Origin of the sequence: Staphylococcus sp. NWU MK-U1 (assembly GCF_033283505.1) — a bacterium.
In the GTDB taxonomy this organism is placed as follows: domain Bacteria; phylum Bacillota; class Bacilli; order Staphylococcales; family Staphylococcaceae; genus Staphylococcus; species Staphylococcus haemolyticus.
This window is the reverse complement of the sequence record NZ_JAVSMG010000006.1, coordinates 89,339-113,143: the sequence shown is the minus strand read 5'-3', so window position 1 is coordinate 113,143 and position 23,805 is coordinate 89,339. Positions and strand designations below refer to the sequence as shown.

At 33.6% G+C, this 23,805-nt stretch carries 21 protein-coding genes and 1 riboswitch; of the genes, 14 read left to right on the top strand and 7 right to left on the bottom strand.

Annotated features, from left to right (window positions below; all coding sequences use genetic code 11):
• Positions 1 to 143 precede the first annotated feature (143 nt).
• From SBL16_RS09550 to SBL16_RS09520, 7 genes are all read right to left on the bottom strand, one after another.
• Positions 144 to 2,108: a fructose-1,6-bisphosphatase gene (locus SBL16_RS09550; protein ID WP_317953860.1), complete on the bottom strand. Its 1,965-nt coding sequence runs from the start codon at positions 2,106 to 2,108 to the stop codon at positions 144 to 146.
• A 188-nt stretch (positions 2,109 to 2,296) separates the two neighbouring features.
• On the bottom strand, positions 2,297 to 2,911 hold the full coding sequence (locus tag SBL16_RS09545; RefSeq protein WP_053016422.1) for a DedA family protein: 615 nt from the start codon (positions 2,909 to 2,911) through the stop codon (positions 2,297 to 2,299).
• 113 nt (positions 2,912 to 3,024) lie between these two features.
• Positions 3,025 to 4,023, bottom strand: coding sequence for a ThiF family adenylyltransferase (locus SBL16_RS09540; protein ID WP_317953857.1), 999 nt, complete (start codon positions 4,021 to 4,023; stop codon positions 3,025 to 3,027).
• A complete protein-coding gene (locus SBL16_RS09535) occupies positions 4,023 to 4,790 on the bottom strand; it encodes a thiazole synthase (protein ID WP_037538909.1) in 768 nt (255 codons plus the stop codon). Before SBL16_RS09535 ends, SBL16_RS09540 begins: the two co-directional genes overlap by 1 nt.
• A gap of 1 nt (position 4,791) precedes the next feature.
• A complete protein-coding gene (gene thiS, locus SBL16_RS09530; RefSeq protein ID WP_037550281.1) occupies positions 4,792 to 4,992 on the bottom strand; it encodes a sulfur carrier protein ThiS in 201 nt (66 codons plus the stop codon).
• Positions 4,976 to 6,091 carry a glycine oxidase ThiO gene (gene thiO / locus SBL16_RS09525; RefSeq protein WP_107611499.1) on the bottom strand — a complete coding sequence of 372 codons (1,116 nt, stop codon included), beginning with the start codon at positions 6,089 to 6,091 and terminating at the stop codon, positions 4,976 to 4,978. Before thiO ends, thiS begins: the two co-directional genes overlap by 17 nt.
• Complete coding sequence (locus SBL16_RS09520) at positions 6,084 to 6,674, bottom strand: thiamine phosphate synthase (RefSeq protein ID WP_182703538.1); 591 nt, start codon at positions 6,672 to 6,674, stop codon at positions 6,084 to 6,086. The genes thiO and SBL16_RS09520 overlap by 8 nt, the downstream gene beginning before the upstream one ends.
• Positions 6,675 to 6,737: 63 nt before the next feature.
• Positions 6,738 to 6,847: riboswitch (TPP riboswitch) on the bottom strand.
• 339 nt (positions 6,848 to 7,186) lie between these two features.
• On the opposite strand from SBL16_RS09520, the gene SBL16_RS09515 reads away from it, so the two are divergent.
• From SBL16_RS09515 to SBL16_RS09450, 14 genes are all read left to right on the top strand, one after another.
• The gene (locus tag SBL16_RS09515; protein ID WP_016930787.1) at positions 7,187 to 8,467 is read left to right on the top strand and encodes an MFS transporter; all 1,281 of its coding nucleotides are present in this window, start codon (positions 7,187 to 7,189) and stop codon (positions 8,465 to 8,467) included.
• A 241-nt stretch (positions 8,468 to 8,708) separates the two neighbouring features.
• Complete coding sequence (locus SBL16_RS09510) at positions 8,709 to 8,993, top strand: putative quinol monooxygenase (protein ID WP_037550272.1); 285 nt, start codon at positions 8,709 to 8,711, stop codon at positions 8,991 to 8,993.
• Positions 8,994 to 9,160: 167 nt separating this feature from the next.
• Positions 9,161 to 11,098 carry an FUSC family protein gene (locus tag SBL16_RS09505; RefSeq protein WP_107611502.1) on the top strand — a complete coding sequence of 646 codons (1,938 nt, stop codon included), beginning with the start codon at positions 9,161 to 9,163 and terminating at the stop codon, positions 11,096 to 11,098.
• A 71-nt stretch (positions 11,099 to 11,169) separates the two neighbouring features.
• Positions 11,170 to 11,589 (top strand): DUF2188 domain-containing protein, encoded by a 420-nt coding sequence (locus SBL16_RS09500; protein ID WP_053016436.1) that lies wholly within the window; start codon positions 11,170 to 11,172, stop codon positions 11,587 to 11,589.
• Positions 11,590 to 11,753: 164 nt separating this feature from the next.
• Complete coding sequence (locus SBL16_RS09495) at positions 11,754 to 12,452, top strand: GTP pyrophosphokinase family protein (protein ID WP_037538902.1); 699 nt, start codon at positions 11,754 to 11,756, stop codon at positions 12,450 to 12,452.
• A gap of 141 nt (positions 12,453 to 12,593) precedes the next feature.
• Positions 12,594 to 13,469: an alpha/beta fold hydrolase gene (locus tag SBL16_RS09490; protein ID WP_107611503.1), complete on the top strand. Its 876-nt coding sequence runs from the start codon at positions 12,594 to 12,596 to the stop codon at positions 13,467 to 13,469.
• Between the two features lie 92 nt (positions 13,470 to 13,561).
• Positions 13,562 to 14,284 carry a MerR family transcriptional regulator gene (locus SBL16_RS09485; protein ID WP_107611504.1) on the top strand — a complete coding sequence of 241 codons (723 nt, stop codon included), beginning with the start codon at positions 13,562 to 13,564 and terminating at the stop codon, positions 14,282 to 14,284.
• A 137-nt stretch (positions 14,285 to 14,421) separates the two neighbouring features.
• Entirely contained in the window at positions 14,422 to 15,102 is a 681-nt protein-coding gene (locus tag SBL16_RS09480; protein ID WP_317953846.1) for a GntR family transcriptional regulator, read from the top strand.
• Positions 15,103 to 15,123: 21 nt separating this feature from the next.
• Positions 15,124 to 16,662, top strand: a complete 1,539-nt coding sequence (gene gntK, locus SBL16_RS09475) for a gluconokinase (protein WP_107611505.1) — start codon at positions 15,124 to 15,126, stop codon at positions 16,660 to 16,662.
• A gap of 40 nt (positions 16,663 to 16,702) precedes the next feature.
• Positions 16,703 to 18,061 (top strand): gluconate:H+ symporter, encoded by a 1,359-nt coding sequence (locus SBL16_RS09470; protein WP_107611506.1) that lies wholly within the window; start codon positions 16,703 to 16,705, stop codon positions 18,059 to 18,061.
• 165 nt (positions 18,062 to 18,226) lie between these two features.
• Positions 18,227 to 18,658, top strand: coding sequence for a hypothetical protein (locus tag SBL16_RS09465; protein WP_223197202.1), 432 nt, complete (start codon positions 18,227 to 18,229; stop codon positions 18,656 to 18,658).
• A 129-nt stretch (positions 18,659 to 18,787) separates the two neighbouring features.
• A complete protein-coding gene (gene galU, locus SBL16_RS09460; protein ID WP_011274904.1) occupies positions 18,788 to 19,654 on the top strand; it encodes a UTP--glucose-1-phosphate uridylyltransferase GalU in 867 nt (288 codons plus the stop codon).
• A gap of 864 nt (positions 19,655 to 20,518) precedes the next feature.
• Positions 20,519 to 20,914: a (deoxy)nucleoside triphosphate pyrophosphohydrolase gene (locus SBL16_RS09455; RefSeq protein ID WP_016930782.1), complete on the top strand. Its 396-nt coding sequence runs from the start codon at positions 20,519 to 20,521 to the stop codon at positions 20,912 to 20,914.
• Positions 20,914 to 23,778, top strand: a complete 2,865-nt coding sequence (locus tag SBL16_RS09450) for a DUF3427 domain-containing protein (protein ID WP_142813476.1) — start codon at positions 20,914 to 20,916, stop codon at positions 23,776 to 23,778. The genes SBL16_RS09455 and SBL16_RS09450 overlap by 1 nt, the downstream gene beginning before the upstream one ends.
• The last annotated feature ends 27 nt before the right edge of the window (positions 23,779 to 23,805 follow it).

Below are 23,805 nucleotides of genomic sequence, written 5' to 3'. Positions count from 1 at the left end.
TATAATACGGATTTAAAATCCAAGGGAGCCTACAGTCTACTTCTCTCTACAACTATAAAAAATAGCTGTGAAAAAATTTATCGTCATAGATTTCTTCACAGCTAATCTTAGTATGTTTATTTAGGTTGTCATAAATATTTGTATTAATTTAAGTATCTATCATGCATTAATAATTTTAAGATGCGGATTTGTTCTTGAAGTACTTTACCGTCATTGGTATCTCTGATTTTTTTGCGTTGTAATTCTTCGTCTACAACACGACGTACTGATAATTCATCTGCACCGTCTGATAGTACTTTATCTCTTGAGTCAAAATGTTGATGTGCGACTAATTGCATGCCAAATGAATTGTAAAGTAATGTATAACCCGCAATACCTGTCGTTTTTTGATATGCTTTTGAGAATCCGCCATCGATAACTAACATCTTGCCATCTGCTTTAATAGGGTCTTCACCATTTATTTCTTTAACGGGTGTATGACCATTGATAATTCGACCTTCATCTGGATTGAGACCGAAGTCTTTTAACATTTTGCGAATCATATCAACATCTTCTCTTAAATAATAATATGGATTCTTAGGTTCTTTATGAGAAGCCTTATCTTCAATAAAGTAACGTTCAAATGTTGTCATCGCTCTTTTTCCGAAAAGTGAACTATATTTACCAGTCCATAAATACCACACTAAATCTGTTGATAGATCATCAGTGATTTCTTTGTAGTCGTATGCATAGCGTACATGTCTTTCAAACACGTCTAAAAGGTCACGACCTTTATGTTGTTCTCCTTCAATTTCGAATGATTCCATTTCTCCATTCTCATCAACAGGGATACAACCATGAATAAGAAGATTGCCATTATACGGAAGGTAAAGTTTCCCTTTCTTCATCAAGAACGACATGTGACGTTTCAATTTCTCAGATTGCTGGAAAGAAAGTAGCAGTTTGTTCATAACTTCTTCTTCCTCAGGTAATAATTTACCAGGATCTTGTGGGTCCACAGTACTGAAACATGTATCTTTTAAAGGATATGTTTTACCGTAAATTGTGATTTCATTCGTATCATAGTTGACCTTTTCCAAGACTAAACGGTCTTCCATTTCGAAGGTAGGACGACGTTTGATAATTGGGATTTCTAGTTTGAATTGAATCATCGCAATGGCTTGATGAATCTTAGTGATTTGGCTTTCTTCAAGTTTAGATAGCCCGACTGGTTTATCAGGGCGTTTCTTAGGTTTAAATGCAGGATTATCGCCACTATAATGTTCTTCGGCAAGCGTTAATAACGGACGTAAATTAATTCCGTAAGCATCTTCAATAATATCTAAATTATCGTATCGTGCACATATACGAAGTAGGTTGGCTAAGCATGCTTTAGACCCAGCATATGCACCTATCCATAAAACATCGTGGTTTCCCCATTGAATATCAACAGAGTGATAATTGATTAACGTGTCCATAATCTTATCTGGTTGAGGACCACGGTCGTAAATATCACCAACTACATGGAGATGATCAACTACTAGACGTTGGATACTATAAGATAAACCAATAATTAAGTCGTCAGATTGTTCTAACTCGATAATTTGATTTACTAGTGTTTCATAATATGATTTTTTATTGTTGAATTCATTATTCTTATAAAGTAGCTCTTCAACGATATATGTATATTCTTTAGGTAACGCTTTACGTAATTTTGAGCGTGTATATTTTGATGAACAATAAGTAATTAAATCAATTAATTGTTCAATTGTAGTAATATACCAAACATTTAATTTTCCCTTCGAATCGAAGTTATTTTTCACAAGTTTTAATTTTTCTTCAGGGTAATAGACGAGGGCAGCTAAGTCATCGATTTCTTTTTGGGATAATGTCTTTGCATAAAGGTCATTTATTTTTGAACGAACATTACCTGATCCATTACGCAATACATGTTGGAACGATTCATATTCACCATGAAGGTCACTGACGAAGTGTTCAGTACCTTTTGGTAATTCTAGAATAGACTCTAAATTGACAATTTCTGTTGCTAACTTCTCAGGACTATCAAATTGTTGTGATAATAAATCTAAATATTTCTCTCGTAATTCACTTTCAGTCGTTTGTGTCATCTAATTTCACTCCTGTTTGGAATTGATATTCATATGGGTAGATATGTCATAAAACCGCTTACATTAATTATCTTTAAAAAGCACCACTTTTTCAATGCTGATGCTTAAAATGTCAGAATTAATTCTTAAAGTTTAAATATATATAAGATAAAAGCCTCAGTCATCGAATGATTCTGAGGCTTTAAATGTTATTTAACTCGGTTTCTATTTTTAAAGAATATTCTATACAGTAAGTAAAGCACTGCAAGAATAATAATGACATACATAATATATGAATAAGTGTGTAAACCAGCCATTAGGGCATCGAAACTACCACTTAGCATACGGCCTAATAAGATTAGGGCGAAGTTCCAAATTGTAGTACCTAGTAATGATAATACTGCGAACGTTACGACATTCATTTTATTGATACCAGCAGGAATTGTGATTAATACACGTAATACTGGAATGAAGCGACATAATAATACTGCCCATGCACCATAACGCTTAAACCAGTCATTTGCGCGCCTTACATCTTTACCCTTAAGTTTAAACCATTTACCATGTTTATCTACAAAACGATAAATACTTTCTTCGTTAATTAAACGGCATAAATAATATAGGATTAATAATCCAATAAATGATGCGATTGTTGATATAAGGAATAAAATTGGTATTGATAAACCCGACTTAACTGACATTAAACCAGCAAAGGTAAGAATGATTTCAGATGGGACAACAGGTAAAACATTCTCTAATAAGATGAGAATAAAGATTGCTGTATAACCCCACTTACTTATAAAATCAGTGATTAATTGTTCCATTTATATTCAAGAACTCCTTTTATTAAAAGCATTATTTGTGAAATTAAAAATTCATAGTAAATTTATTATAATAAAATTTACTATGAATTGCTTGTATAAACCTATGTGTATTTTTATTTAAGAGCTTTTAAATAAGAATGATACAACTTAAATGCTTCTTCATCATCTTCGATGCCATAAACATTCATACGTCCATCTTTAAATAAGGTAATTTCATAATCGTCATCTTTAATTAATTTTGCGAAAGAAGTGGATTTCACAATTTCACCGGGAAGGTGATGTGCATGTTCAAATATGCTTGATTGATATCTAAAGAGATACGTACGTCCACATAAGCTTTCAATATGCTGCTGGTGTTTCGTTTCTAAGAGTGAGTAGTGTTGATTCGCACATACCTCACACGTGTGATCTTTCAATATATCGACGTTCATCGCTTTATAATCGATATGCCACGTATCAATAGTGATTAATTTTTTTGAAAAGCCTTCCCCAGATAGGTAACGAAGCACTTCTGCAACTTCATAACTTGCAACTTGATTAATAATAGTTGGTAGTACGCCATTAATCGCACAACTTTCGCCACTTGATGGCATTTGTTTTAAGAGGCATTTTAGACATGGTCCTTTGAAATCAATGCCATAAACCGTTCCTTTATTGCCGACAGCAGCACCATATACCCAAGGAATTTGATGTTTGTGACACACTTCATTGATGAGATAACGAATTTTAAAATGATCCATCCCATCGATAACGATATCTGGTTTAACTTCATCTAGTATATCTTCAATATTGTTTGAAGTTATTTCTTGATAATACGTTTGTACGTCTACATGATGATTGATACGTGCAATATGTTCTTTTATTGCGTGTACTTTTGGTACCATATTTAGAGCGTAATCTTCAGTATAAAGCGCTTGTCGATGTAGATTAGACGTTTCAACAATATCCATATCAACAATTGTGATGTGATGTGCCCCCATACGAGCAAGTAGCTCGGCAACATGACTACCTAATGCGCCGGCACCTAGAATAAGTAGCTGTGCATTAGAAAGGGCATGCTGTCCTTGTTCACCAAAAGGAGAAAATCTCATTTGACGATTGTAACGTTGCATTATAAGAATCCTAAACCTTCAGTTGGGCTTGATGCTTGGGCAGTATATTTTACTGGGATTCGTCCAGCTTCATAAGACAAGCGACCAGCATGAATACCTAATTTCATTGCTTCTGCCATCTTCACAGGATCTTTCGCACCTGATACAGCTGTATTGAGTAGAATACCGTCAGCTCCTAATTCCATCGCATGACATGCATCTTTCGGAGAACCAATACCAGCATCAACGATAACTGGCACATTTGAGTTTTTAATAATGTAACTTAAATTAAGTTGGTTGTTTATGCCGCGACCAGTTCCGATTGGAGATGCTAATGGCATAACGGCATGCACACCTAAATCTTCTAAACGTTTAGCTAAAACAACGTCATTAGAAATATATGGACATACAATATAGCCACGCTCTAGCAATACTTTACAAGCTTCATATGTTTCAAATGGATCAGGTAATAATGTTTCATCATCACCGATAACCTCAACTTTAATCATGTCACATACACCTGCATGTTTAGCGATTTCTGCAATACGAATGGCTTCTTCAGCAGTTTTTGCGCCAGCAGTATTTGGAAAAGTTATAAAGTCTTTTAAATTAATGTTTGCGAGTGGATTAGGTAAATTCTTGTCATACAAATTCATACGTCTTACTGCGAAAGTAAGTACATTTGTTTCTGAAGCTTTAATCGCTTCTGTTTGTATGTCTTCATTTTCAAACTTTCCTGTACCTAGTAATAAACGAGATTGTAATTCTAAATTTCCAATTTTAAACATTTTATCCGCCTCCAACAAATTCTAATAATTCTAATTGATCATCTTCACGTACCGTGTGTTGATGATAATCTTCTTGTTTAATTAATGTTTTATTATGTTCAACAATGACACGTTCTGGGTCTAATTCTAGAGAGATGAGCACTTGATGAATGGATTGCTCAGTGTCGAACGTGAATGCATCCCCATTAATAATGCATTTCATGATTTAACCTCCTTGAGACATTGAAAGATTCATAGCGAGTTGGTTTGACTCCAGTTAATAGCCAGTTTGCAATGTCACGACCAATAACAGGGGACAATAAAATACCGTTACGATAATGACCGGTAATGACATATAATCCATCGTCAACTCGGTCCATAATTGGTAATTCACCGTCCGTATATGGACGTACGCCAGACCACTGCTTCATGATACGTGCGTTTGCAAGTTCAGGTATACGTTCTGTCGCATAGTGTTTTAACCATGAGACGCCTTGTTCCGTATTACCCACAGAATAATTATCAAATTCGCTAGTAGCACCAATTAAGTAGCGATTAGGCGCTTTCGGAACTATATAGCATCCATTTGTCATAAATACCGTTTGCTGTAAGTTTAAATCGTCATGTTCCATAAGAAGCACTTCACCTTTAACGCCGACAACCTCACGAGGCAATTGATATTGTTTTAACAATTGAGATGACCACGCACCACCTGCGACAATGACTTTCTTCGCATATAAATCACCTTGAGATGAAACGATTTGATAGTAACCATTCTGACGAATAATATCTGTTACATTTGTATTGAAGTAGCGTGAAATACGACGCTGTTGTAAGGATTTAAACAGTGCTTTCGTATAATGATTTGCATTGATTTGTCCATCATTTGGAATGTAGATTGCCATTTCAGATGCAACCACACTACCACTAGTTAAATCTGCTAATTCATCGTCTGATAGTTCAATTACATTGTTATCTAAGGCATGTAAGAATCGAAATTGTGAGCGCAAATGCTCCACATCTTCAATTTGATTTGCGATTTTAATCAATCCTGATGCTTGATATTGAATATCTATTCCAGTTTCATCTTGGAGTGTTTCGCATAATTCAGGAAAACATTCACGTGACTCTAGAGCGAGACGAAATAAGTCGCTGTCTTCTGTAAATTCATTTTGTGCACCTAACATGCCTCCAGCTTTATATGAAGCATGTTTACCAGGTATATCACGGTCGACAATTGCAATGTCGAGTTGCGTATGACTGAGGTGTCTCGCAATGGACATTCCGATAACACCAGAACCAACAATAAGTACGTCATGCATCTTTCAACCACTCCTTTCGTAGATGTTGAATTTGTTGTAAAGATGCGTTCATAAAATAAGAAATTGCACAAATTCCTGCAAAGCCATTTGGAAGCCGTTGTATCGTATCTTCAGTTATACCTCCTATGGCATAGACTGGAATCGGAACTTGTAACACGGCTTTGATTTCAGTCATTGATCTAGGCTGCTGATTTGGCTTAGAAGCCGTGGTAAATATATGACCATAAAAGACATAATCTAATTGATGTTGATAAGCTTGTTTCACCGAGTTAATAGTGTGCGTCGACATGCTTACTTCAACATCAGGATGTTGTGCTTTATAATCGAACGCTAATGTGTCCATTTCGCGACAGTGCAAGCGTTTAAGTTTTAAGGATTCTAATAAATTAACATCGCTATGGATAATAATTTTGTTTCTTGGAAAGCCAGCAGCAATTAATTTTTTTAAAAAGGAAAATAAATCATCATTAGACATAGGCGTACGAAAGAGTAAACCATCGATGCCTTTACTAATTTCAATGAAATGTTGTAAGTCTGCTTCTGTTAAATGTTTATAAGTTGTTATCGCAATAAAGATGTCTATCACCCCTAATAAATGAAAAAACGCTATCTCCTTCGTATGAAATAGCGTTAGTCTCTATGTAACGATATGTGTAAGCCACTTTCCTACGCCAGTACAAACTGGATCAGGTTCCAGGAATTATAAAGTTCTTTCTTTACTCTCAGCCTTAAACAAAGGCACTTCCAGTGGATAAATTATCTATTTAATTTTAAATAATAATAAGTCGCGTTTCATTTCAAGTTCATTCTACAATTTTTTTAAATGGAGTTCAAATTTTAATGAATATTGAGATTGCAAAGCGTAAATACGAATTTAGTGAATAAAGTAACCAACGATGTACAATTTAATAAAAGAACTTTTAAACAAGATGTTGAAAACGATTTCAAAAACTGGTAATATTATTAAAAATAAATGCTGAAACCTTATGATGGTAAGGGTTTTAAGGGAGTTATTTTTACAAATAGGGAGTCTCGTGATTATATTAGACAACATATTTAGAATCAACAAATTAAAGGAAGTAGGAAAAAGAGGATATGGTACAAAGACAAAAGAAAAGTAGTGTTCGTTGGTTTTTCGCATTAGCATTTTTTATCATAGGTGTTATTGCCTACATGGATAGATCTAACATCTCATATATTGCCCCACAAATGATGGAAGATTTACATATGACAAAGCAACAATTTGGTCTGTTAGCTTCATTCTTCTCATTAGGTTACGCGTTAATGCAAGTACCTTCTGGTATGTTAGCTGAGAAATTTGGACCTCGTAAGATGATTACAATCGCTTTAGTATGGTGGAGTGCTTTCACTATCTTTACAGGTATGATTAAACATCACGGTTTATTATATTTAGTGCGTTTCTTATTCGGTATTGGTGAAGCGCCAATGTATCCATCAAACGCTGTGTTTAATGCAAACTGGTTCTCTAAAGATGAGAAAGGTAGAGCATCTAGTATGTTACTCGCTGGTTCTTATTTTGGACCTGTATTAGCGCCTGTGATTACTATTGCTATTGTAAATGCATTTAATTGGCAAGCTGTATTTTACATCTTCGGTGCTGTAGGTATTTTAATTGCAATATTATGGGGAATCATTGCGAAAGACTTACCAGAGCAACACCGTATGGTTAATGACGCTGAGAAACATTTCATTATGGAGAATCGTGACCTTGTTCAAACAAGTAAATCACTACCACCTTGGAATCAATTCTTCCGTCGTGTAAGTTTCTATGCGATTGCAGGTCAATACTTTGTAGTACAATTCGTTATTTCATTATTCTTAATTTGGTTACCAACTTATTTAACTGAGCAATATCATGTTGAATTTAAAGACATGACAATTAGTTCATTACCTTGGTTTATCATGTTTATTTTAATTTTATCTGCTGGTGCGATTTCAGATAAAATTTTACGTAGCGGACAATCAAGATTCGTTTCAAGAGGTTTAATTGCCATTGTTGGTTTCATCGTGTTCGCAGTTTCAATTTTCTTTGCAGTACATACTGAGAATTTATACGTAACGATTTTCTGGTTATCACTTGGTTTAGGTGGTATGGGTGTATCAATGGGTATGAGCTGGGCAGCAGCGAATGACATTGGTAGAAACTTTGCCGGTACAGTATCTGGTTGGATGAACTTATGGGGTAACATTGGTGCATTATTAAGTCCGTTCTTAGCTGGTGCGTTGGTTGCATCACTTGGTTGGACAATGACTTTCCAATTATTAATTATTCCAGCAGTCATCGCAGCAATTTTATGGTTGTTTGTATCACCAGACAAACCACTGATTAAAGATGAAAGTCGTGAATTAAAATAATTTCATAGAAGCTAGGACATCATTCCTAGAATCTAGCCAGTAAGTGGGTTTTAATTAATTCATTTACTGGCTTATTTAATTACATTACTTGCTAAGTGCTTTGGAACATAGATTCACTAAATGTCTATTTTGACGAATTATATTAAAATGTGATTAAAGCTTAAAGTCACATTAGTGTTTTATGTATGAGTGAAAATGGTAAGATAATATTAAATTAATCACAAAATTGAGGGTGAAATGTATGATTATTATTAATGCCAAACTTAAAGTAAGTGAAGAACATCGTGAAGCATATTTAGATTTAATGACGAACTTAGTTAAACATGCACGTGAAGAGGAAGGAAATACATTTTATAGCCACTATGAAGATGTAACTGAACGTAATACATTCGTAGTCGTAGAGAACTATAAAGATCAAGATGCGGTTGAAGCACATAACCATTCAGATCATTTTAAAGTGTTTAGCGAAAATATCGGCAAATATATTACAGAAAAACCAGTCATCGATGTTGCGGAAGCCAAATAATTAAAGAAATTTGCATAATAATATACATTACTAAGGTAGGATTTGAAATCTATGTCACAGATATGATTTCAATCCTACCTTTTTGTAAATTAGACAATGGTCATCATATAACTTAATAAAAAGTGTTATCATTGAATATGTATGTTTTATAGAAAGGAAAGATAACATTGGGAAATGTTTTAAAATCACTTATCACATTTGACACAAGTAAAGTTGACCCGATGAAGGGTGTCAGACAAGGCTTGTTATTAATTATCCCAGCACTATTAGGTTATTTCCTAGGCAATTTCGCATTAGGATTGCTTGTATCGACTGGGACATTGGCACATATTTATGTGTTCAAGAGTTCACCTCGCTCAATGATTAGAACTGTTATCTTATGCTCATTGTCATTTGCAGTATGTATGATACTGGGCACACTTACGGTTACTGAGCCGATATTATATGGCGTAACATTATTATTAGTTACAGTCATCCCATATTACATCTTCAGTGCATTGAAGATTGCAGGACCATCTTCAACATTCTTTCTTGTAACGTTTTGTTTACCAAGTAACTTGCCAATAGCACCAAATGAAGCGTTATACCGTGGTTTAGCAATTCTTGTTGGTGGTGCGATTGCTACATTAGTAGTCATCTTGACAATACTTTTCCAAAAACAAAAAATCGAAAATAGAGCGATTAATTCGGACTTTAACATGATTAAAGAATTAATGCACAATTATAATGATGTCGATAAATTTAAAGAAAGTGCAAAAACAGCGGTAACACAGTTCAAAAATTCAGATGAATTGTTAATCACTGCAACGGCTGGAGTGAACCAGAAATTGAGTCCGCGTTTCCAAAGACTGTTATTACTCCACACATCAGCACAGGGGTTATATTCAGAGTTATTGGAACTGCATGAAAAAGGTATTCGCCCTATACCAGACGAATTAGTTGAAATGATGGATGTTGCGATACGTAATGCATATCGAACAACAGCCTCTCGTGAAAAGTGGACAAAAGAAGTTCATGTAGATGAAGCGTTTGATGATTTATTACAATATATCTTGAAAATCGATGAAATTACAAACTTAGATTCTAGTCAAATTGAACATGAAGCAAGTGTTCGTAAACCGTTATATAGTCAACGTATCATTCATAATTTAACATTAGATTCAATTGTATTTCGAAATACATTAATTTATGCCGTCATTATGGCAGTAGCAATATTTATTTCGTTAGCCTTTAATATCCAAAAATCTTACTGGATACCATTAACAGCACATACAGTCTTATTAGGCATGACAACTCGACGTATGTTAGACCGTTCTGTTGCTCGTGGACTAGGTACTATCTTAGGAACACTTGTCTTATCAGCTATATTGTATTTCAATCCACACTTAATCATTGCCGTTATCATAATGGGTATTGCAGCAATGGTCACTGAAACATTTGTAGGTTCAAACTATGCGTTCGCAGTTATATTTATCACGATCCAAGTTATATTATTAAATGGTTTAGCATCAGATAACCTTTCAATTTCAATTGCCTACACACGTATCTTTGATGTATTGATCGGTATAGCAATCGCAGTTGTCGGAATTCTTCTTATTAACCGTCAAACAGCGTCTGCCATGTTGCCACGAACGATTGCAGAAGTGGTTCGTAAGGAAGCGGTCATCTTCCAATATTTATTCTCAGAGAATCACTACCAAGATGATTTACGTGAAAGAGATGAAAGTTTAGCACTTTCAGTGAAAATGAGTAACATGACTCAAATCAACAATTCAGCAAGTGGTGAATTGTTCTCTAATCAAGAAGTGATTCGTTATTATTATCCAAGTATATTTGCCTTAGAAGAAATTAACTTTATGTTAATGCGTGCGATGCAAGATCATCAACGTCAACGTATTTCAGATCAGCAAATGGGGGAATACCTAGTTACTTTTGAAAATTTAGCGAAACATTTCGAACTTCAAAGCCGACTTGAAATTAATGAACTTTCCGATTTACCTCAATATAATTACATTAAATCGGCATTAATGAGACTTCAAAACAATTGCGTGCATACGCGTAAAGATATAGACGATGTTGAAAATGGTGTGGCGATTAAAGCATAGTCCGATAAACAAGTTTCACTCGGAACGATAGTGGTAAAGCAAACTATCAAGTTAAAAAGGAGTTTGATAGGATGCCTTGGACGATGGATGATTATCCGAATACGTGGAAGAACTTCGATGAATTAGAACGTAAGAAAGCAATTGATATTGGTAATGCTATGTTAAAAGATGGTTATAAAGAAGGCGATGTTATACCGATTGCTACACAGCAAGCTAAAGATTGGTATAAAGATGCGACGAAAGATGAGCTAGATGAATTAAAACATAAACACATTACCCAACACCAAAAAGATCAATCCGCAAACCCAAAACTAAATGACGAAAATGTACATGTCTATTTCGAAGATGATGAATGGAAAGTGAAAACAGAAGGTGCGAAACAAGCGTCTGATACGTTTGAGAAGAAAGCAGACGCCACTAAACGCGCACAAGACATCGCTGATAATCGTGGTACTAAAGTCATCGAACATAATAAGAATGAAACATCATAATTAATAGTTGCAAACCTTTATGTCTGGACGCATTGTTCAATATAAAGGTTTGCATTTTTAATTATAAATTTAATTGTTAAAAATAATGTGAAATCAAAGAGTATTATTTTTAGTTCATTTTGCAATTCGCTATAATATACAGTGATGATTAAGGAGGAAATACTATGTATGTAGAAAGAAAACCATCATTGTATATAGAAGAATTACGAAGTGAATTTAAAGATAACTTACATCATTTTAAAGATGGAGACGAAGCCTTCGATAGACTTATTGGCTTCGTAGAACTGGACCACTTATACTCCTCAGCCTTAAAAGAAATCAGTACAAAATTAGATATTCTAGATGACAACTTTAATCACGTTTATAAACACAACCCTATTCACCATATGGAACGCCGTGTGAAAGAGATGAACAGCTTAATTAAAAAGTTGCACCGCAAACAACTAGATATTAGTGCAGAAAGTGCTCGTGAACATATATTAGATATTGCAGGTATTCGCGTTGTTTGTAACTATTTAGAAGATATTTATGTCATTGAAAAGATGCTATTAAAACAAGAGGATGTCAAACTTCTTAAACGTAAAGACTATATTAAAAATCCAAAAGACAACGGTTATCGTAGCTTACATATTGTTGTGTCTATCCCAGTATTCTTATCAAATAAAGTTGAAAAGCTTCCCGTGGAGATTCAAATTAGAACCATTGGCATGGATATGTGGGCAAGTTTAGAACATAAAATTCGCTATAAAAATAATGCGAGTACGGATGATTATAGCGATATGTTAAAAGACTGTGCACTTGAAATTGCAGATGTAGAATCTAAAATGCAATCGATACATTCTGCGATTTCAGATAATAACTAAGCGATTAGTTTAGAGTATAACTTGATGAATTGTACGTAACTTGCAACAATTCTATAAGTTATACTTTTTTAATTTGACTCAGTTTTGATAATTTTGTGATAAAATAATAATTTAGTAATATAGCAATTTTTGAGGTTGATTATGAACAGAAAACATTTCAAAACACAAATTTATCAATTGAAAAATTATCATAACGAACAAGTCGAAGTAGCATTTGCCGGGAATCAAACTTCAAACAGGGCAATTGTCTTTTTACATGGGGCAATCATGACCTATCGCATTATGACGATGTTTGAACCGTACTTTAGAGAATATAAGATGATCTTTATTAACTGTCCAAGTCGTGGCAAAAGCTCAAGTATCGATCGCAATAATCACACATTAGATGATTACTCTGAACGAATTGAAGACGTTTTGGAACAAATTGTTTCGTCACAACATCTTGAAAAGGTCATGGTCATTGGTTACTCGATGGGTGGTATGATTGGTACACGTTTGTTGAAATATAATACATTGCCCATATCGCACCTTGTTTATTTAAGCAGCGCAGCTAAAATTACGCCAAACACAAGTATGCTAGCACGTTTGTTCTCGACAGATAGTAAACGTGATCACTTTAAAGATGAAATTACCGCAATTAAAAATTTGCCACAATATATATTAAAAAAGACGGTCTACGCACGAAAAGAAAACGGACTAGATATCTTATCATTTGTCGCCCCAATTAAAACTATCATTACAGATTTAATATATACGATAAAAGCTGATTATCTTCCAGATATAGAAGAAATTGAACAATTTCCTAAGTTACTATTTATCTCTGGCAAAGATGATGAAATCATTCCGTATACTGATTCACAAGCGACAATGGAGCAGTATAAACGCTATGGAGGAGAAACGAAAGAAATCGTCTATCCAGGTATCGGCCATATGGACTTTCCTTCTGTCCTTGAACAATTACCAAATGGTACGGTAGGCATCGTAGATCATATTAAAGATTGGATAGAAGACAAATAAGACATCCTTCAGACTTACTTTAAACTATATGTAAAAATGTCTTGCTCGTGACGTAGCGTCATGAGGTAGATTCAATGTAGGAGGTGGACACTATGTCACATTATACAGTTGGAGAGCTTGCCAATCATTTAGGAGTTACAGTTCGAACACTACAATATTATGATCGTAAAGGCTTATTGACAGCTGAACGTGCATCAGAATCAAATCGTAGATATTACAATGATGATCATATACAGCAACTACAGTTGATAGTTTTGTTGAAGCAATTTGGTTGTACATTGGATGAAATTAAAACGCTACTTTACGAAGATAGCGATATGAAGACGCTTAAAGCAATGTTGCAACTTCATAAGAAAGAATTAGAGACAAGCATACATGATCAAACAAAAGCACTAAAACATTTGAACAACGTTGACCAATATATTTCAAATCACTCAAGCGCTCCAATAAATCATTTATCTGACATAGATAAAGCAATGAAACAATCGACTACATTGAAATCGTTTAAAAGTAAAGTATTGATTAGCGCAGGTATCATTGGCATTATTCAATACACAGGGTTAATCACAAGTTTAATAAGAAGTTCGAGTAAACCATTTATTGCGATAGTGCCTGTCTTAGTAACCTATGCCGTTGGATTAACAACATATTATTATAAAAATATTTCATATCTGTGTCCCAATTGCCAACATACGTTTAAGCCATCATTGAAACAGTTCATCTTGGCACGACATACTATGCAAACACGTAAATTAGAATGCCCTAAGTGTCACGAACCACATTACTGCATCGAAGTTTCAGATGAGAAGAAATAGAATTTTAATCATGGTTTTCCCGGTCCATCTGTGGCCGGGTTTTTTAAATTTATAAAAAGAAAGCGTTTGCAAAAACGTAACTTATATATTAATATACTTGTATACAAGTTGTAATTGAGTCAATAGGAGTGAAAGATGTGAAAGAAGGTTATCCAGAACAATGGCTTGGTGGCATGTCTAAAGGAGAAGGTGTCGCAGCAGAAATACGATTGCAAATTGTGAGTGGGGAAATCGAAGTAGATACGCTACTTACTGAGAATCAAGTCGCAAAACAATTTGATGTTAGTCGTTCCCCTGTTAGAGATGCATTCAAATTATTACAGACAGATCAACTTATTCAATTAGAACGCATGGGCGCTAAGGTATTACAGTTTGGTGATCAAGAGAAGAAAGAACTCTATGATTTACGTTTAATGTTAGAGTCATTTGCCTTCTCTAAGATCAAACACATTGATAGAGCACCTATAACTAAAGAGATGCGTAAGCACCTTGAAATGATGAAAGTAGCAGTTAAATTCGAAGATGCTGAAGCATTTACACAACATGACATTCAATTTCATGAAGCCATGATTAACGCATCCAATCATCAATATTTACAAACATTCTGGAATCATTTGAAACCTGTAATTGAAACACTCGTATTACTATCTATGAGACATCGCATGGAGCAGGATAAAGCGGATTTTGAACGCATTCATAGTAACCATGAGGGGTTTATTGAAGCGGTAGAACAATATGACTCTACAAAATTAAGAGAAGCTTTCCACTTAAATTTCGATGATGTTGGCGAAGACATTGAAAGTTTCTGGCTAAGATAAATAGAAGAAAGAAGGAATAATATGAAATACATGATTGGTGTTGACATAGGGACAACAAGTACGAAATCAGTATTATACGATGAAAATGGACAATTCATCATGAAACACAACATTGGCTACCCCTTACATACACCCAATGTAGATGTTTCTGAAGAGAACCCTGACGAATTGTTTGATGCAGTACTAATGACTGTGAAATATGTTGTCAGAGAAGCAAATATAAAAAAAGAAGACATCAAACTAATTTCATTTAGTGCACAAATGCATAGTCTGATTGCACTCGATACACAACATCATCGTTTGACTGAAAGTATTACATGGGCAGACAATCGCGCGAGTAAATACGCTGAACTAATTAATAAAGAACATCATGGCTCAGATATATACCAACGCACAGGAACACCAATTCATCCGATGTCACCACTATCTAAGATATTCTGGATGAAGCATGAACAATCAGATATTTATAAACAAACTGCCATGTTCGCAGATATAAAAACTTACATATTCTATCAACTATTTGAAAAATATGTCATCGATTACTCAATGGCGTCAGCTACTGGCATGTTCAATCTTAAAGAACTTGACTGGGATAAAGAGGCACTTGAATTGTTGGGTATTACTGAAGCACAACTACCACAACTGGTACCTACGACACATATTCTTAAAGGTATAAAGAAACGCTATGCAACTTTAATGGGCATTGATGAGAATACACCTATTATTGTAGGTGCAAGTGATGGTGTTCTCTCTAACTTAGGAGTGAATAGTTATAAAAAAGGCGAAGTCGCTGTCACAATCGGTACATCTGGCGCGATTCGAACAGTCATTAATAAACCTCGCACCGATTATAAAGGACGTATCTTCTGTTACGTACTAGACGAAGAACATTATGTCATTGGAGGACCAGTAAACAACGGTGGAGTTGTTCTGAGATGGTTAAGAGATGAACTCCTTGCAAGTGAAGTTGAAACTGCCAAACGTTTAGGCGTTGATCCATATGATGTACTGACTAAAATCGCAAGTCGGGTTAAGCCAGGTGCAGAGGGTCTCATCTTCCATCCGTACCTTGCAGGTGAACGTGCACCATTATGGAACGCTGATGCACGTGGTTCATTCTTCGGTCTTACACTCTCGCATCAAAAGGAACATATGATTCGTGCTGCTTTAGAAGGTGTACTCTATAATCTCTATACAGTTTATCTTGCACTTATAGAAGTAATGAACGAAACACCAAGTACAATTAAAGCAACAGGAGGATTTGCTAAGAGTGAAGTCTGGCGTCAAATGATGGCAGATATCTTCGACACAGACCTTATCGTGCCTGAAAGCTATGAAAGTTCTTGTTTAGGCGCTTGTGTACTAGGTTTGAAAGCATTAGGGGAAATTGATGACTTCTCAATTATTGAAGAAATGGTCGGGACAACGAATGCACATCAACCTGATTCAGAAACCGTTCAAGTGTATCAACAGTTAGTTTCAATCTTCATTAATTTAAGTCGCTCATTAGAAGAACGTTATGCAGAAATTGCAGATTTTCAACGTAAGCACATGGAGTAAATTAATTAATTAAAAAAAGAAAACATTGGGAGGATTTACTATGTTTGGAGATATTTGGCCACTTATCAGTGTTGTTATCGGGATTTTATTACTATTATCATTAATTATATTCTTGAAATTGAACACATTTATTTCATTAAACGTCACTTCTGTCGTGACTGCTATACTACTAGGTATGCCATTAAATAAAATAATGGAAACTATAGAAGCGGGAATGGGAAGTACGCTTGGCCACATTGCATTAATCTTTGGGTTAGGGGCAATGCTTGGTAAATTACTTGCAGATGGTGGCGGTGCGAATCGAATTGCCGACACATTGATTGCTAAATTTGGACCTAAACACGTGCAATGGGCAATGTTGATTGCAGCATTTATCGTGGGTATCGCATTATTCTTCGAAGTAGGTTTAGTCTTATTAATTCCGTTAGTGTTTACGATTGCTAAACGTGCAAAAGTATCACCACTTAAATTAGGTTTACCAATGGTGACAGCTTTATCAGTAACACATGGTTTCTTACCACCCCACCCTGGACCAGTCGTTATCGCTAAAGAACTAAAAGCGAATGTGGGAGAAGTATTACTATTTGGAATCATCATTGCAATTCCAGTGACGATTATTGCTGGACCTGTATTTAATAAAATTGCACAAAAAATTATCCCTTCAGCATACACTCGTGAAGGTGATATATCAGCATTGGGTTCTCAAAAAGAATTTAAAGAATCTGAAATGCCAGGTTTTGGATTAAGTTTATTTACAGCAATATTGCCAGTGATCTTAATGTTAATTTCAACTATCGTTCAATTAATCACTGGCCATGAAGAAGCTAAAAATTTATTTGAACAAATTGTTTACTTCATAGGTACGGCTGGTACTGCAATGTTAATTTCAGTTATCTTCGCTATTTTCTCAATGGGCTTGAACCGTGGCAGAAAGATGGACGACATTATGAAGTCAGTTACAAATGCCATCTATCCAATTGGCATGATGATCTTAATCATTGGCGGTGGTGGCACATTCAAGCAAGTATTAATTGATGGTGGCGTGGGTGATACAATCGCAAAAATGTTCGAAGGTTCTACAATGTCACCTATCTTACTTGCTTGGATAGTAGCAGCAGTATTACGTATTGCATTAGGTTCAGCTACAGTAGCTGCAATCTCTACAACAGGTATCGTTTTACCATTATTACAACATTCTGACGTTAATGTCGCACTCGTTGTACTTGCAATAGGAGCCGGAAGCGTGATCCTATCTCACGTAAATGATGCAGGATTCTGGATGTTTAAAGAATACTTCGGCTTAACCGTCAAAGAAACATTCCTAACTTGGTCACTACTTGAGACAATCATCTCAGTATCAGGTATCATCTTTATATTATTTATTAGCTTGTTTGTATAGGGTTAATGTTGAATGCAAAATGTAAAGCCACTCCAACGAGTGGCTTTTTTTATTAACACTGATATGACAAGTCTAGATTGCAATAAGAAAGTAATTTATGATTAATATATTATCTGTTAAATGATATATTATTCTATGAAATAAAAATTTACTGAGGGTATTTGAATGTCAAAAGTTAAAAAGATAAATGTGAGAGATATTGATTTAGATTTGTTACAAAACTCTAGAATTGATGATGTAGAAAAAGAAATAGATAAATTTAAAATGATAGATAAATTAGATCTTTTAATCATCGCACTAATTTGGGGTATGATTTTCATCATTGATTTTCAATATAGTGAATACGTTATTTTAATCGTATCATTCATCGGTTTAATCTATGCTTTTTATGTAACGAGTATATTAAAAAAAGCAAAATATAACATTGCACAATTATTGATGCATTATAGCAATCCACCATTATTTGATAAGCATACACAAATCAAAGTCGTTCAAAGTAAATTTACTGAGTTCAATATATATATGATGTTTGGGGTATTCGGGTCACACTTTATCGTAAGTATTTTAAAAATAATCGATCATGTGTTTTTAAGTTGAAATTGAATAGAACTTAAACGCAAACTTCAAACAATTGGTTATCACAAGCTATCACTAGGAAAGAAATAAAAAGAGTGATAAACTAACAAATGATATAAAAGACAGAATGTGCAAAGGAGTTACTTGAGTTTGAAACAGATAAAAAAAGCAATCATACCTGCTGCTGGTTTAGGGACGCGATTCTTACCAGCTACTAAAGCGATGCCTAAAGAAATGCTTCCTATTCTAGACAAACCTACAATTCAATACATAGTGGAAGAGGCTTCTCGTGCAGGAATTGAAGATATTATCATCGTAACTGGTAAACATAAACGCGCAATTGAAGATCATTTTGATAATCAAAAAGAATTAGAAATGGTTCTTGAAGAAAAAGGAAAAGATGACCTACTTGAGAAAGTACAATATTCTACAGACTTAGCAAACATCTTCTACGTTCGACAAAAGGAACAGAAGGGATTAGGACATGCGATTCATACAGCACGTCAATTTATTGGAAATGAACCATTTGCAGTCTTATTAGGTGATGACATTGTTGAATCAGAGACACCAGCTATCAAACAATTGATGAACGTTTACGAAGAAACAGGTCATTCAGTCATTGGTGTTCAAGAAGTACCAGAGAGCGTTACTCATAGATATGGTATTATTGATCCATTAGAAAAAGAAGGCCGTCGTTACGAGGTAAAACAATTTGTTGAGAAACCGAAACAAGGTACAGCGCCTTCAAATCTAGCCATCATGGGACGTTACATCTTAACACCTGAAATATTTGACTATCTTGAAACACAAAAAGAAGGCGCTGGAAATGAAATTCAGCTCACTGATGCGATTGAACGTATGAATAGTGATATTCCAGTTTATGCATACGACTTTGATGGCGATCGTTACGATGTTGGAGAAAAATTAGGCTTCGTTAAAACAACGATTGAATATGCACTTAAAGATCCAAAGATGAAAGATGAACTCATTAAGTTTATAAAAGAATTAGGATTTTAATATAATGATACAAAAGAAGACCCCATAAGCACTTAAGTGATCAGCTTAAATGTTTATGGGGTTCATCTTTGATGTAAAAAACATCGCACCTATACTTCTTTAGAGACATTTCGACTTAATTAATACTTAGTTAAAGCATCAGAGAGTAAGTATTAATTAAAAATTTTGTAATAGCTTATTTCCTAAAAATATAGTTCATAATACACCTGACATATGGTAAAGAATTATGGGTTCTTCTTTGGATTACGTAATCTTGGCTGTTTGATTCATGTTGAGTTGACTGACATGTCACGAGCATTATGAACATATATCAAGAAGTATAAATTCCACTCATCTCAGTTTCCGCTAAGATGAGCTTTTTGGGAAATATAATATGTAATGGTTATACTTCCCAACCTCCTCAAAAACTCTATGTATTAGATGTATATCTAATACACTTAAATTGTACAATATATTATTCAGATAGAATACCTGTCGTAATATCAAATCTTTAGCTAAAAATATCAATCTTTTTACTTCATTTAAAATTTATTGAAAAAGAAAGAGACCCACCTTACTCTCCAGTTAAGATGCGCCTCTAACGAATTTTATCAGTTGAGAGCTTATTATCCCCCTCATGCATCAGATCGATCTAATGTGAGTTAATTATACTGCAAACATAATGGCGCCCGTTATCAAAAGATGGACAGAAAGTATCAATAATTGGTGGATTTCTTAAAATGCAAATTTGCTTTAAAATTCTAACTAAATATGTTCAATTTAAGTTTTAAAAAACTTATACATACTTTTAGATAAGAGGATTGATGAAAATGTAAGTTTTGATAAAATTATAATTAATAAAATAAAAAGGTGTGGGTCTTTTCTATGAAAAAGGTTATAAATGTTGTTGGCGCTATAATTTATTCAGAAGGGAAAATCTTATGTGCACAACGTAGTGAAAACATGTCATTACCATTAATGTGGGAATTTCCAGGTGGCAAAATTGAGCCTGAAGAATCTGAAAAAGAAGCTTTAATCAGAGAAATACAGGAAGAGATGAAGTGTGATTTAGTTGTCGGTGACAAAGTGACTACAACTGAACACGAATACGAATTTGGCATTGTAAGATTAACTACTTTTAAGTGTACATTAAATAATCAAATGCCTACGCTAACGGAACACAAAGAAATCAAGTGGTTACATGCTGGTGAATTAAAAACACTTCAATGGGCACCAGCAGATATTCCAGCAGTAGAAATGATTTCAACTGGTGAAGAATAATGGCTAATAATATAGTAGATAGTTTAAAGCAGTCATTGAATAAAGGTTTTATAGATAAAAACGTTGTTCACGAAGGTAATTTGAATCCCAAAATATTAATAAATAATAAAAATCAAAACGTATTAACAACTATTTTAAATGAGTTAAACAAATGTAATACATTTTATATATCAGTAGCGTTTATTACTGAAAGTGGGTTAGCAAGTATTAAATCAGCACTCTATGATTTAAATAAAAAAGGAATTTCAGGAAAGTTAATTACTTCGAATTATTTAGGATTTAATACCCCTAAAATGTATAAAGAATTATTGAAACTAAACAATGTTGAAGTACGCTTAACAGACATTGAGGGTTTTCATGCGAAAGGATATATATTTGACCATGATAATTATTCTTCTATGATCATTGGGAGCTCTAACCTGACATCAACTGCAATGAAAGTAAATTATGAACATAATGTTTTGTTGTCAACTCATAAAAATGGCGATTTAATACATAATGTAAGGTATCAATTTGAAGAATTATGGGATAACAGTATACCTTTAGATGAGAAATGGATTGAAGACTATGAATTATCATTTAGTCCGAAACTCTATAAAAATTTATTTGAAATCAATAGTGAGCAAAACACATTATTAAACAAATTTAATAAAACCAATGAAATAAAACCAAACATCATGCAAGAAGAAGCTTTGATGTCTCTAAGACAATTAAGAGAATCAGGTGAACATAAAGGGTTAGTTATATCGGCTACTGGAACTGGTAAAACTATTTTATGTGCATTGGATGTAAGGAATTATAAGCCTACTAAATTTTTATTTATTGTTCATAATGAGAGTATTTTAAAGAAAGCTCGCCAAGAATTTATAAAAGTATTTCCCCATGAAAATCCGCAAGAGTTTGGTTTATATACAGGTACTCATAAAGAACAAGAAGCAAAATATGTTTTTGCAACTATTCAATCTTTAAGTAGAAATGATAATTACAAAAACTTTAAAAAAGACGCATTCGATTATATAGTTTTTGATGAAGCGCATCGTACTGATGCTAAAACATATCAAATTATTTTTAATTATTTTAATCCTGATTTTATGTTAGGTATGACAGCAACTCCGGAGAGAACAGATGATGGAAATATATTCAAATTATTTGATAATAATATTGCATATGAAATTCGATTACCTAAAGCCTTGGAAAGCAAAATACTTTGTCCATTTCATTATTATGGAGTTACCGATTATGTACATAATGGCATAGAAAGTGATGATTTTACTGATTTAAAAGATTTAACTTCTGAAGAAAGGGTTAGTCACATAGTTGAAAAAGCAAACTATTACGTTTTTTCAGGTGATACATTAAGAGGGTTAATATTCGTTAGTAGAAAAGAAGAAGCTATTGAAATAGCAGAAATGCTGACAGCTAGAAATATTCCAAGTAAGTCACTGATTGGTAGTGATAGCCCTAATAAAAGAATGAAAGTAACAAATGAACTAATTAATGGTGAAATTAATTATATCGTTACAGTCAATTTATTCAATGAAGGTATAGACATTCCAGAAGTGAATCAAATTTTAATGTTAAGAGGTACACAATCTAGTATTATATTTATTCAACAGTTAGGTAGAGGATTGAGAAAAAGTTCTGAAAAAGAATATGTTACAATCATAGATTTTATAGGTAACTATAAAAATAACTATCTTATTCCAATAGCTTTGTCAGACAATCAATCTCAAAATAAAAATGCATATCGTGAGTTTTTAAGTAACCCTAATAAAATAGAAGGTATATCTACGATTAATTTTGAAGAAATCGCTAAGAAAAAAATCTATGATTCTATAGATAATGCTAAATTAAATAGTGTAAAAATTATTATTGATGCATATAAAACTGTTGAAGAACGAATAGGTCATACACCAATGCTTATGGACTATATTGAACAAAATTCGATTGACCCTCAGGTTATTTTATCTAAATTTAGCAGTTATCATGAATTTTTAAAGAAATATAAATATACGCAAATGGAACTCTCAGATGATGCAACAAAAAATCTATGTTTCTTATCAAGAGAAATATCACCTGGATTAAAAAATTCGGATTATTTAGTACTTGAATATATAATCAATAAAGGTCAAATAGGTGAAGAAATATATGATGAATTGAATTATCTTAATAATGAGGATATTAACACTTCTTTAAAAATATTAACATTAGAATATTTTGGTCAAGCAGAACATGCGAGATATGGTAGTCCAATTATAACTAAGAATGGAAATAAATATAGTTTGAGCGCTTCATTTAAAAAACATTTGGCAGATATGCAATATCAATTATATGTAGACGATTTAATTAGTTTAGCTAAATATTATAATGAGAAGTTTCAAAATTCAGGGAATGACTTAATCCTTTATAATCAATATTCGAGATTAGATTTTCTAAAATTAGTAAACTGGAGAAATGATGAAAAAAATATGAGTAATAACATTTATGGTTATAGAGTGTTAGATGATCATATTCCAGTATTTATTACATATAAAAAATCTGAAGATATAGAAGATAATATTAAATATGAAGATCATTTTATAAGTCAAGATGAATTAGCTTGGGTTTCAAGAGCAAATGCATCATTAAAAAGTAATGAAATACAAGATATTATTAACCATAAAGAGAAAAATAAAAAAGTTTATATTTTTGTAAAGAAAAGTGATGCTGAAGGAAGACTTCATTATTATTTAGGAGAAGCAGAATACATCCAAGGAACAGCTAAAGAAGAAATTCGAGATATTGGTGATAGAGTAGTAACAATGAATTTTACTATGAAGACATCAATTAGAGATGATATATATAGATATATTGTAGAAGAATAAAATTAACGATCACCATAGTGTAATTAG